Origin of the sequence: Rummeliibacillus sp. POC4, from assembly GCF_003576525.1 — a bacterium.
Lineage (GTDB): Bacteria > Bacillota > Bacilli > Bacillales_A > Planococcaceae > Rummeliibacillus.
The window spans coordinates 37,007-49,710 of the sequence record NZ_QWUA01000030.1 but is presented as its reverse complement, the minus strand read 5'-3'; the positions used below and the strand labels follow the sequence as shown (position 1 = coordinate 49,710).

Sequence of the window (12,704 nt, the reverse complement as noted above, 5' to 3'; positions counted from 1 at the left end):
TTTTGTCTTTGTTAAAAAAACAAAGTTTATTGATTAACATCTTGCTTGTTCAGTTTTCAAGGTTCATGTTCAATCGCTGTCAGCGACTTAATTATTATATCAAACAACTTATTTTTTGTCAAGAACTTTTTTTAAAAAGTCTTTGCTAATCTATAGTTGTCATTGATTAATTTTCATCGTTTCTAAACGACTTATATATTATATCAAAATGATTTTTATTTGTCAAGATTTTTTAAATCTTTTCTAAAAGAAATGTGTTAATTAAATTAACAGCTCAATTAATATAACACAATATCATTGTATGTACAAGCTATTTCAGAAAAATAAACTTAGCTTTTCTAAAATAATATTTATTCACAATCTAATATTCATCAATATAATGATATTAGAACATTTTATATGCTAGGAAAGTAAACAAAAGCGACGTTCTCTTTGTCCAAGTGAACGTCGCTTAAGGTATTCTTATAAATTAGTCACGTGCTCGCATTAATGGGAATAATAATACATCACGAATAGATTGAGAGTTTGTCAAAAGCATAATCATACGGTCAATACCAATACCTAAGCCACCAGTAGGTGCCATACCATATTCTAAAGCTTCTAAGAAATCTTCATCCATTTCATGAGCTTCATCATTACCTAGCTCTTTTTCACGCATTTGCGCTTCAAATCGTTGACGTTGATCGATAGGATCATTTAGTTCAGTAAATGCATTTGCATGTTCGCGACGTACGATAAATAATTCGAAACGGTCAGTGAATCGTGGATCTTCAGCATTTTTCTTAGCAAGTGGAGAAATCTCAACTGGATGTCCATAAACAAAAGTTGGTTGGATTAATGTTTCTTCAACTTTTTGCTCGAAGAATTCATTGATGATATGTCCCACTTCCATACTATCTTTAATATCAACGTGATGTTCACGAGCAAGAATTTGCGCTTCTTCTTTCGTCATTTCTTTCCAGAAGTCTACTCCTGTAGCTTCTTTAACTGCATCTACCATGTGTAGACGTTTCCAGCCTTTAGAAAGATCAATTGTATTTTCACCATATTGAACTTGAGTTGTTCCAAGCACTTCTTGAGCAACATGTCCAAATAAGTCTTCAGTAAGGTCCATTATGTCATGGAAATCTGCATATGCTTCGTATAATTCAAGAAGTGTAAACTCTGGGTTATGACGAGTAGAAACACCTTCATTACGGAAAACACGTCCGATTTCATATACCTTTTCAAGACCGCCTACAATTAAGCGTTTTAAGTATAGTTCAATTGCAATACGCATATACATTGTTGCATCTAATGCGTTATGATGTGTAACGAATGGACGAGCTGCTGCTCCTCCTGCTACAGAGTTTAACATTGGAGTTTCAACTTCAAGGTAACCCTTGTTATCTAAGAAATTGCGGATAGAACGAATGATTTGACTACGTGTAATAAATGTTTGTTTACTATCTTCATTCGTAATTAAATCTAAATAACGTTGACGGTAACGTTGTTCTACATCTTGTAAGCCATGGAATTTCTCAGGTAATGGTCGTAAAGACTTAGATAGGAAAGTGAATTCTAATGCTTTAACAGTTAGTTCACCTACATGTGTTTTAAAGATTGTACCTTTAATACCTACGATATCTCCAAGATCAGCGTGTTTAAAGATATCATACGCTTCTTCACCAATTGCATCTTTTCGTACGTAAATTTGGATTTGACCACCAAGATCTTGGATATTAGCAAATCCAACTTTGCCTTTACTACGTTTTGTCATAATACGTCCAGCAATGATCACTTGTTCTAGATGATCATTTTCTTCTAACTCTTCTTTTGATAAGTCAGCATATTGTTCTTTTAATTTGTTGGAAAGATGTGTGCGTTCAAAACGTTGACCGAATGGGTCTAAGCCTTGTTCTCTTATAGAATCCATTTTTTGGCGTCTCACCAAAAGTTGGTCATTTAATTCTTCTGCCACGATTTTCACTCCTTATATTTGTTCCGCTAAGCAGTCCATAATGTATTTATTGTACACAATTTTCTGTGATGAATCACGTCTTTCTACTCATTTCTCTGCTAAATCTAATATTATATATGACATAGAGAATAAGAAGTGATTCAAAACTACGTGTAAATAGTATTAAAAAAAATAATACCTTAAGTTGTTATAAAGTAAGCATTAGAGGGTGTCTTAAAGCACTTTCCACTTGTAAGACACTCTCTAAAGGCATTTATCTCTATCACACGATTTCAATTGATTGAGCAGTTTCTTCGCGTCCTTCAACTTCCTCAACAAGTTCGTTCAAAATTGCATGTAGCTCTAATGCAGATTCTGCCTGATTGATAAGGTTTCTTGCCTTGCCATTTCCACGTACCCCTTTTAAATACCAAGAGGCATGTTTGCGCATTTCACGCACAGCAATTTTTTCTCCTTTAAGTTTCATCAAACGATCAAAGTGTAAGAGGCAGACATCTATCTTCTCACGAATTGGTGGTTCAGGCATAAGTTTTCCTGATTTTAAATATTCAACCGTACGATAGATCATCCATGGATTTCCAAGCGCTGCACGACCAATCATAACACCATCAGCACCTGTATATTCTAAAAGGCGTTTAGCATCTTCTGGTGTTTCAACATCACCATTCCCGATAAATGGAATATTAATGTTTTCTTTTACTTCTTTTAAAATATCCCAATTCGCTTTTCCTTCATACATTTGAAGGCGTGTGCGACCATGCATTGCAATGGCAGAAGCCCCTGCACGTTCTGCAGCCTGTGCATTTTTTACGGCGAAGACATGATCTTCGTCCCAACCAATACGCATTTTACAACTTACAGGTTTATCGACAGCATCTACAACTGCTGAAACCATTTCATAGATTTTATTTGGATCTAGCAACCATTTAGCTCCCGCTTCACATTTGATAATCTTATTAACTGGACATCCCATATTGATATCAATAATATCAGCTGTCGTATATTTATCTACATATTGCGCAGCTTCAACTAATGTTTCCTTGTTACCGCCAAAGATTTGAAGCGAAAGAGGGTTTTCACGTTCATCAATATAAAGCATATTCATCGTTTTACTATTACGTTGTACAATCCCTTTATCGGATATCATTTCAGCATATACTAAACCTGCTCCAAATTCTTTAACTGTAAGGCGAAATGCTGAATTACAGACACCTGCCATGGGAGCAAGTACAACACGGTTGTCCATGATTATATCGCCAATTTTAAACGGTTTGTCGTTAGTTAATGTCACCGTTTATCCTCCTTCGTAGGCGAATATTAAATTTCACCTTTAAGTTCGTTTATATTTATCTTAAGATTTTTTGCTATAATTTTTAGTTCATCTTCAGTTGCCTGGCGTTCTCCCCTTTCGATTTTCCCTAAAATCGAAAGGGGTATACCTGTTAATTTAGCAAATTCGTCTTGATTTATCCTTTTGAGTTTTCTGAAAGCACGAATTCTGATACCCCAGTGACTGTTTTCCATCGTCTAACGCCTTCTTTTCCAACTAGTTCAAGCATCGTTCTTAATGCCAGGCCTGTAGGAGGGTATATTAGATTTGGATCAATCTCAAGTAAAGGTACAAGAACAAAGGCACGTTCATGCATACGAGGATGCGGAACGATCAGTGTCTCCGTCTCAATATTGTCATGATTATAGAACAAAATGTCAAGGTCTATCGTTCGTGGCCCCCAACGAATAATTCTCACTCTTTTTAATGCCTGTTCAATTTTTTGACATTCCTCCAACATCTCTTGAGCAGGTAATGTAGTGCGCACCTGAACTACCATATTCAAAAATAAATCTTGATTCGTATATCCTACGGGGTCGGTTTCATAAATTGATGAAAGTTTAACAACTTCAATTTCCTTCTGTTGTTGCAATAGTTGCACAGCATGACGCAATGTTTCCTCTTTATCCCCCATATTGGATCCTAATGAGATATAGACTTCGTTCATGCAAACACTCCTCTAGTTATTTCAACAGATACTTCTCTGTAATGACCAGGAATAGGCGGATCTGGTTTAATTATTTCTACTCTAATCCCTTTCACACTATCAGGATAAGCATCTCTTATTTCTTTTGCAACCGTTTCTGCAACAGTTTCAATTAATTTATATGGTTTACCTTCAACAACTTTTTTGCAAATATCATAAACCTCTGCATAACTTACTGTATGTTCAAGGTTGTCCGTTTCACCTGCATGTTGTAAATCTGTAGCTATAGCTAATGTGACACGGAATCTTTGGCCAAGCTTCGTTTCTTCTGGTAACACTCCATGATAACCGTAGAATTCCATATCTTTAACATGAATATAATCCATTACGTTCCTCCTCGTAACATTTCAATAACATTTCAAACTTTAACCATAATTACTTTAATGCATCCATCATTTTCATCATTCTTGCAATTGGTTTTACATCATGAACGCGTACCATATGACAGCCTTTGTCGACTCCATAACAACATGTAGCTCCAGTACCTTCCATACGCTCTTCTACTGGAAGATCAAGTACTGTTCCAATCATACGCTTACGAGATGTTGCTAGTAATACTGGGTACCCCATATCTACAAGGTTCGGTAATGCCTTCATCATTTCAATATTTTGCTCATGCGATTTCGCAAAACCAATACCAGGATCTAACCAAATATATTCATCTTTGACGCCAGCTTCACTTGCAATTTGAATACTTTTTTCTAAATCACTTTTGGCATCCGCCCAAAAATTATTGCTGTAAGCCTCATCTTTACGATTATGCATTAAGATAATTGGTACGTTAAGTTCTGCAGCTACTTTAGCAATTTCCGGGTCATATTGAGCACCCCAAATATCATTGATAATATGTGCACCTGCTTCAATAGCAGCACGTGCAACTTCCGATTTAAATGTATCAACTGAAATTAATACATCCACTTCGGAGCGAATTGCTTTAATAGCAGGAATAACACGTTTTAACTCTTCCTCTGCAGAAATAGGTGTATGACCTGGTCGTGTAGATTCACCACCAATATCTATAATATTAGCACCATCGGCAACCATTTCTTTTGCATGTTTAACCGCATTATCGACAGAGTTATACTTACCACCATCCGAAAAAGAGTCAGGTGTAACATTTAAAATACCCATAACAAACGTTTTTTTAGCAAAATCCAATCTATGACCATCTATTGTTAGTACTTTATACTTTTCAAGATTCATTTTCCTACTCCCTTTCAAATTAGATAATATATCCTTTTTATAAATACGCTTTACCCTTTATAGCTAATTTTCTTCTTACCATTATTCCTTTTATATCTAGCAAAGCTAGCTATCGTAATCGTTGGAGCGACCATTGATGTAAATAAACCATCTATTATTCCCCAGAAAATAAAGAAAGCTCCCCCTATTCTTAAATAGCTTGTCGCTAAAGTAGAAACTGTGCTCTATACAATCTTTTTTATCTCTATTATAGCATTCTTACATATGCTGAAAATGTACATAAGAATTCTAAACACACTAATCTTTCTTCAGTATAACAACACCTATTCATGAAACATAGATATAGAATTTATCAAAAGTACTCCCTAAGAATGTCCAATTTGAATATATTTACATTAACAAGCTAAATTCATCTCAACAAAAAGAGCATCCGATATTTTCGGATGCTCACTTTAAATATATAAATTTATGATTAATCGTCGTAACGATATAATGGTGTACTAAAGTAACGTTCACCAGTATCAGGAAGAAGCGCTAAAACATTTTTGCCTTTTCCAAGACGTTTTGCTGTTTCAATTGCTGCATACATAGCTGCACCTGCAGAAATACCAGCTAATACACCTTCTTCTCTTGCTACTTTACGAGCTGTTTCAAATGCATCTTCATTTTCAACTGGGAAAATAGAAGTGTAAGCTTCAGTGTTTAATACTTCTGGTACAAATCCAGCACCAATACCTTGGATTTTATGTGGACCTGGTTTACCACCTGAAAGAACAGGAGAATCTTTTGGTTCTACCGCGATTACTTCAATGTCAGGGAATTTTTCTTTTAGTACTTCACCAGTACCTGTTACTGTACCACCAGTACCAACTCCTGCGATAAATGCATCTAAGCTTAAACCATCAAATGCTTCAATAATTTCAGGACCAGTAGTTAAACGGTGTGCTTCAACATTTGCTGGATTTTCAAATTGTTGAGGTACGAACCAACCATTCTCGTTTGATAACTCTTCCGCTTTAGCAATTGCACCTTTCATGCCATCTGCTCCTGGAGTTAAAACTAATTCTGCACCATAAGCACGTAATAAATTTCGGCGTTCAACACTCATTGTATCAGGCATTACAATTACTGTTTTATATCCTTTTGCAGCTGCAACCATAGCAAGACCGATACCAGTGTTTCCACTTGTTGGTTCAATAATTGTACTACCAGGTTTTAATTTACCTTCTTTTTCAGCCGCTTCGATCATGGCTGCTGCAATACGATCTTTAACACTACTTCCTGGATTAAAATATTCTAGTTTTACATATACATTAGCATCATTAGGACCTGTTACATGATTCAACTTTACAATCGGTGTATTACCAATCAATTCTACTACTGAGTTTACAATTTTACTCATTTACCATTCCACTCCTAATCCCTAGTAATTTAATAAGCTTTATAGTTTTTATATTACAACTTTTAAAAATAGTTTGTCAATAAAAAAACAGCTTATATTCCAAATAAATATAAGCCGTTCTTTCTACTCAATTGTATCAAAGATTTTGGTATCCCTGTATCAAATTGAATTACTTATTTTGAGCATGAATTTCGTCGATAAAGCCTTCTAATTCTTCTTTAGAATAAAGGTATTTTTCTTCACAGAAATGACAATGTGCCTCTGCCATGCCATCTTCGTCGATCATATCTTGGATTTCTTTTACACCTAGACTAAGAATTGCAGCTCCAAAACGTTCTTTAGAACATGTGCATTGGAATCTCACTGGCATTGTATCTAAAACTTGTACATTTTCTTCGCCAAGCACCGCTTCTAAAATTTGTTCTGGTGTATATCCTTTTTGAATCATCTTAGACACTGGTTCAATTTTTGATAAATGTTCTTCAATCTCTGTAATAGTTTCATCATCTACTCCAGGCATTACTTGAATAACAAAACCACCTGCTGCAAGAATTGTATTATCTGTATTCACTAATACCCCTAATCCGACAGATGATGGGACTTGTTCAGATTTTGCAAAGTAATATGTGAAATCTTCAGCGATTTCTCCAGATACAATTGGTACCTGTCCTGTAAAATGATCACGTAAACCAAGGTCTTTCACAACTGTTAAAGTACCTTCCGTACCTACTGCACGTCGAACATCCAGTTTACCTTGTGGATTTAAATCAAAATGAACTTGAGGATGTGTAACATATCCGCGCACTTCCCCATTTGCATTTGCACAAACAACCATAGGACCGATTGGACCATTTCCATCTACTTTAACAGTAATTGAATTGTCACCTTTTAACATAGCACCCATCATAACAGATGCAGTCATTGTACGACCAAGTGCTGCTGAGGTTGTAGGCCATGTATTGTGACGACGTTGTGCCTCACCTATTGTATCCGTTGTACAAACAGCAAACGCACGAACACTACCATTAAATCCAAGTCCTCTTACTAAATAATCAGCCATTTTTCTTCCCCTTTTCTTCCTGATTTCGTTTATAAATTAGATATAATCCTTTTAATGTTAAGAATGGATCAGTAATATCGATTACGGTTGATTCTTTCGCAACCATATTCGCTAAACCTCCTGTTGCAATAACTAGTGCCTCTTCTCTACCTTGTTTACGCATTCGGCTAACAATTCCTTCTACTTGCCCAACATAGCCATAAACGATTCCAGCTTGCATAGACGAAATTGTATTCTTACCTATAACATTTTGAGGTGTGGCAATTTCTATTCTTGGTAACTTAGAACAATGTGTGAAAAGGGCCTCCATAGATATTGAAATTCCTGGGGCAATTGCACCCCCCATATAATCACCATTCTCATTAATATAACAATATGTTGTTGCTGTACCAAAATCGACAACTATTAATGGCGAGCCATACTCTTGTATCGCTGCAACTGCATTTACAATACGATCAGCACCGATTTCTCTTGGGTTTTCACATTTTATGTTAAGCCCTGTTTTTACTCCTGGACCAACTACAACTGGTTCGATTGAGAAATATTTACGACACATCATTTCAAGTGAGAACATGATTGGCGGAACTACGGATGAAATAATAATTCCTTTGATATCTTTAAAGGATAGACCTTTATGTAAAAACAGAGTATTGAGTTGCATAGCATATTCATCTTCTGTTTTTAATGTGTCTGTTTTCATTCGCCAATGGTGTTCAAGATGTTCTGTATTATAAATTCCTATTGAGATGTTCGTATTCCCTACATCCATCACTAAAATCATAAATATTATCCTCACTTATATGTAATTTCTCCATGAATCATAACATATATGCATAGATGAAAAAAGCCGACTACCTTACATAGAGTGAGGAGTCAGCTTTTACTTTTACATTGCTTAACGTTCTTCTTGAATACCGTTGTTTCTTTGTTCGCCGTTTGAATCTTTAGGTAAATCACTAGCTGTTGGATCAGCATTACCTGTCATATCCACTTTTGTTTCTTGAACAATCTTAGCATCTGTAGATTCACTTACATTTGCATCGGCTTCACTTCCAGCTTTATGGTTCTTTTTGTCATAAGAACGTTCTGGTAGTTTACCGTACTTTTCTAAGTGTTCGATTTGTTCGGCATCTAAAGTTTCTTCTTCAAGTAAAGTTGTTGCAATGAGGTTTAGAAGATCACGACGTTCTGTCAAAATTTTCTTCGTACGTTCATATTGTTCTTTGACCATTTGTTGCATTTCTTGGTCTATTTCATAAGCAATTCGATCTGAATAATTTTGTTCAGAGTTCAAATCACGTCCTAAGAATACATTTCCACCTTGGCTAGAGCCAAATTGCAATTGTCCAAGTTTATCACTCATACCGTATTCAGTAACCATAGAACGCACAATACTTGTTACACGTTGGAAGTCATTGTGAGCACCTGTTGAGACTTCACCGAAGACAATATCTTCTGCTACACGACCACCAAGTAAACCGGAAACTTTATCAAGTAATTCTGGTTTTGTCATGAAATAACGATCTTCTTTAGGAAGCATAACCGCATATCCACCAGCTTGACCACGAGGTACAATTGTTACTTTATGAACTTTTTCAGCTTCATCTAGTGTAAGACCTACAACTACGTGTCCAGCTTCATGGAATGCCACAATTTTACGTTCTTTTTCTGAAATGACACGACTTGTTTTAGCAACCCCTGCAATAACACGGTCAGTTGCTTCATCAATATCGCCCATATCAATTTTCTTCTTATTTTCACGAGCTGCAACTAATGCCGCTTCGTTTAATAAGTTTTCTAAATCTGCACCAGAAAATCCTGGCGTACGTTGTGCAATTGCTTTTAAGTCTACTGTTTCATCTAATGGTTTTTTACGAGCGTGTACTTTAAGTACAGCTTCACGACCTTTTACATCTGGACGACCTACAGTAATTTGTCGGTCAAAACGGCCTGGACGTAATAACGCAGGGTCTAGAATATCTGGTCGGTTTGTTGCGGCGATAATAATAATTCCTTCATTTCCACTGAAACCATCCATTTCAACAAGTAATTGGTTCAATGTTTGTTCACGTTCATCATGACCGCCACCTAAGCCTGCACCACGTTGACGACCAACTGCATCAATTTCATCGATGAAGATGATACATGGAGCATTTTTCTTAGCATTTTCAAATAGGTCACGTACACGAGAAGCACCGACACCGACAAACATTTCAACGAAATCAGAACCACTAATTGAGAAGAATGGAACGCCAGCTTCACCAGCTACCGCACGGGCTAATAAAGTTTTACCGGTACCTGGAGGTCCTACTAATAGGATACCTTTTGGAATACGTGCGCCAATCTCATCAAACTTCGTATGATCTTTTAAGAAATCTACAACCTCTACAAGTTCTTGTTTCTCTTCATCGGCACCTGCAACATCTGTAAAACGAATTTTTTTCTTTTGGTCATCGTACAATTTTGCTTTGCTCTTACCAAAGCTCATCATACGGTTACCGCCACCTTGAGCCTGATTCAACAAGAAGAAGAACAGGATGAAAATGACTACAAAAGGAATAATTCCAGTAAAGAATTGAATCCAGCCATTCGATTCAGGAGCCTTTAAAAAACTAATGTTTGAATTTTTCTTGGCCTCATCACGAATTTCATCCATCAATCCTTGGTCTTCACGGGGTATATTCGTAACGAATTCTTCGCCTTTTTTATACCCTTCCATCTTACCCTTTACGACAAATACTAACTGATCAGGTTGAATACTTGCTTCAGTAATTTTGCCATTCTCTAATGCTTTAACGAACTCGTGATATTGTATCTCTTTAGTAGGTTGGTTCGCATTATTAAACGTACCAAAAATCCCGATAATCACGAGGAAAATTAATAAATAGAATATGGTGTATCGAAATATTCGATTCATCCCCAGCCTCCTCACAAGATAAACAGAAAAACTATAGTAAATCTTAACATATGAATTTTTTATCGTACAATGAAAAGCTTCTCATTCAAAATGTTTCCTGCTAATAATTGTCTAAAAATTAAACACTTATCTTAAAATGAGTAAACGGATGGCTTTAAGACGCCAATGTACGGTAAGTTTCTATATTTTTCTGCGTAGTCTAAGCCATAACCTACTACAAATGCATCTGGAACTTCAAAACCTACATAATCTGCTTTTAAATCTACTTTACGACCAGATGGTTTGTCTAATAAAGTAACGATTTTAATAGATTTTGCTTTACGATATTTAAATAAATCTACAAGATAGCTTAAAGTTAAACCACTATCAATAATATCTTCGATGATAACGATATCACGACCTTCAACACTTGTGTTTAAATCTTTTAAGATTTTCACTTCACCTGAAGAAACTGTTGCATTACCATAACTTGTAACGTCCATAAAATCGATTTCAACATAAGAATCAATTCGTTTCATCAAGTCTGCCATAAATGGCATTGCACCTTTTAGTACCCCAATAAGCAATGGAAATTTATCTTGGTATTCTGTAGTTAGAGATTCCCCAAGCTCTTGAATCTTATTTTGTAACTCTTCTTCTGAAATTAATACTTTCTCGATGTCCTTCTGAAGCATCTTTAGTTCCTCCTTGATTGTATATAGACACTACAAAGTTTGTTGATCAATAATGAATATCATATCATCATTTAATCGTTTGCTATTCGAAAAATAGCTACTTACACGGAGCCCTGGGACGGCAATGACCTCATTATCATTTGTCACAATAATTGGCCATTCTTCTCTAAGCGCCATTGGAATTTTTTCATCAATAAAAAGACGGGAGATTCGTTTTTGTATATTTGCTCCAAACAATTGGATGCGATCTCCATCCATTCTGCCACGAATATGTAGTGGTAATGCAAAACATGTTGTATTTACAAAGTAGCATTTAGCGTTTGATGATAAATCTGACGGAATTTCCCCATCAACTTTTCCTATATAAACTCGTAAATAGTTTGGTAACTCATTCCATTGTTCAAATTGTAATGTCTTTGGCATTGTTTGAGTCGTATTTACTTGCTGCTTAACTAGGATTAAATCACCGTATTGACGAATTGCCTTTGCTCCTTTAGGTAAATCTATGGTCGCATTTCCATCTGTTGTTTGTACCAGTTTTAGAATAGAATTCCAAAGGGTGTAACTTTGTATAATGATTGTATCTTTATAAAGATATTTTAATAGTAGTAGAATGATTCTTCTTTGTAAAGCAAGCGGTTTATTTTGGAATGTATTTATATTTATTTTCCATAAATCACTTTGTTTTTCAACTAATACATCTTGTAATGCTTTCTCCGCTAATGAATCTAATAATTCTTCATCTGCTTGTACTTTTTCAGTGTAGTGCATAACTGCTTCCGCTATCTTTGGATTTTCATTTCTTAAAAGCGGAACAACATGATGTCTCATACGGTTTCGAGTGTAGGAATCCTTTTTATTACTAGAATCCTCTCTATATTCTTGTTTATTGGCTTGTAAATACTCTAGAATATCAGCTCTAGTTATCGAAAGAAACGGTCGGATTAATAGTCCATTTCCAAATGGACGACATCGAATAATACCTTGCATTCCCGTATCGTGCGATCCTCGGATTAATGCCATTAAAATACTTTCAACTTGATCATCCGCATGATGCGCCACGACTAATTTTGAACTTTTTGATTCTAACATAGCTTCCTTAAAGTAGGCGTAGCGCTCTCTTCTACAAACTGCCTGCATATTGCCCTGTTCCGCTTCTAAAATTTCTGGAATTGGAATATTAGTGGCATATACCGGAATACTACGTTCCTTACAAAATGATTCTACAAAGAGCCGATCACCATCTGCATCTTCTCCTCTTAACATGTGATTAACATGCACTGCTGCAACCGAAACGCCCAATCTTTTTTGCTCGTGATGCAGAAAATGGAGTAAGGCCATGGAATCAGCTCCTCCAGAACAAGCTACAAGAAGACGATCTCCCGCATGACACAACTCATATTGTTGTATATATTCATATACTTTTTGTTCGAGTTTTGTCATTATCTCACC

General features: G+C 35.8%; 12 protein-coding genes. All 12 read right to left on the bottom strand.

Features of this window, described 5'->3' with window-relative positions; all coding sequences use genetic code 11:
* Nucleotides 1-469 precede the first annotated feature (469 nt).
* The 12 genes from lysS to tilS all read right to left on the bottom strand — a co-directional run bounded on the left by lysS (nucleotide 470) and on the right by tilS (nucleotide 12,695).
* Nucleotides 470-1,960 (bottom strand): lysine--tRNA ligase, encoded by a 1,491-nt coding sequence (gene lysS / locus D1606_RS11015; RefSeq protein ID WP_119416061.1) that lies wholly within the window; start codon nucleotides 1,958-1,960, stop codon nucleotides 470-472.
* Between the two features lie 262 nt (nucleotides 1,961-2,222).
* Nucleotides 2,223-3,251, bottom strand: coding sequence for a tRNA dihydrouridine synthase DusB (gene dusB, locus D1606_RS11010; RefSeq protein WP_119416060.1), 1,029 nt, complete (start codon nucleotides 3,249-3,251; stop codon nucleotides 2,223-2,225).
* A 26-nt stretch (nucleotides 3,252-3,277) separates the two neighbouring features.
* Entirely contained in the window at nucleotides 3,278-3,484 is a 207-nt protein-coding gene (locus tag D1606_RS11005; protein ID WP_119416059.1) for a helix-turn-helix domain-containing protein, read from the bottom strand.
* The gene (gene folK, locus D1606_RS11000) at nucleotides 3,427-3,957 is read right to left on the bottom strand and encodes a 2-amino-4-hydroxy-6-hydroxymethyldihydropteridine diphosphokinase (protein WP_119416058.1); all 531 of its coding nucleotides are present in this window, start codon (nucleotides 3,955-3,957) and stop codon (nucleotides 3,427-3,429) included. Before folK ends, D1606_RS11005 begins: the two co-directional genes overlap by 58 nt.
* Nucleotides 3,954-4,322: a dihydroneopterin aldolase gene (gene folB, locus D1606_RS10995; RefSeq protein WP_119416057.1), complete on the bottom strand. Its 369-nt coding sequence runs from the start codon at nucleotides 4,320-4,322 to the stop codon at nucleotides 3,954-3,956. The genes folK and folB overlap by 4 nt, the downstream gene beginning before the upstream one ends.
* Before the next feature lie 49 nt (nucleotides 4,323-4,371).
* On the bottom strand, nucleotides 4,372-5,199 hold the full coding sequence (gene folP / locus D1606_RS10990) for a dihydropteroate synthase (protein ID WP_119416056.1): 828 nt from the start codon (nucleotides 5,197-5,199) through the stop codon (nucleotides 4,372-4,374).
* Between the two features lie 472 nt (nucleotides 5,200-5,671).
* Nucleotides 5,672-6,601 (bottom strand): cysteine synthase A, encoded by a 930-nt coding sequence (gene cysK / locus D1606_RS10985; RefSeq protein ID WP_119416055.1) that lies wholly within the window; start codon nucleotides 6,599-6,601, stop codon nucleotides 5,672-5,674.
* Between the two features lie 169 nt (nucleotides 6,602-6,770).
* Nucleotides 6,771-7,661, bottom strand: a complete 891-nt coding sequence (hslO, locus tag D1606_RS10980) for an Hsp33 family molecular chaperone HslO (RefSeq protein ID WP_119416054.1) — start codon at nucleotides 7,659-7,661, stop codon at nucleotides 6,771-6,773.
* A complete protein-coding gene (locus D1606_RS10975) occupies nucleotides 7,654-8,442 on the bottom strand; it encodes a type III pantothenate kinase (RefSeq protein WP_119416053.1) in 789 nt (262 codons plus the stop codon). Before D1606_RS10975 ends, hslO begins: the two co-directional genes overlap by 8 nt.
* Before the next feature lie 114 nt (nucleotides 8,443-8,556).
* Nucleotides 8,557-10,578: an ATP-dependent zinc metalloprotease FtsH gene (gene ftsH, locus D1606_RS10970; RefSeq protein ID WP_119416052.1), complete on the bottom strand. Its 2,022-nt coding sequence runs from the start codon at nucleotides 10,576-10,578 to the stop codon at nucleotides 8,557-8,559.
* 131 nt (nucleotides 10,579-10,709) lie between these two features.
* A complete protein-coding gene (gene hpt, locus D1606_RS10965; RefSeq protein WP_119416051.1) occupies nucleotides 10,710-11,252 on the bottom strand; it encodes a hypoxanthine phosphoribosyltransferase in 543 nt (180 codons plus the stop codon).
* Between the two features lie 30 nt (nucleotides 11,253-11,282).
* Complete coding sequence (gene tilS, locus D1606_RS10960) at nucleotides 11,283-12,695, bottom strand: tRNA lysidine(34) synthetase TilS (protein ID WP_119416050.1); 1,413 nt, start codon at nucleotides 12,693-12,695, stop codon at nucleotides 11,283-11,285.
* Nucleotides 12,696-12,704 lie beyond the last annotated feature (9 nt).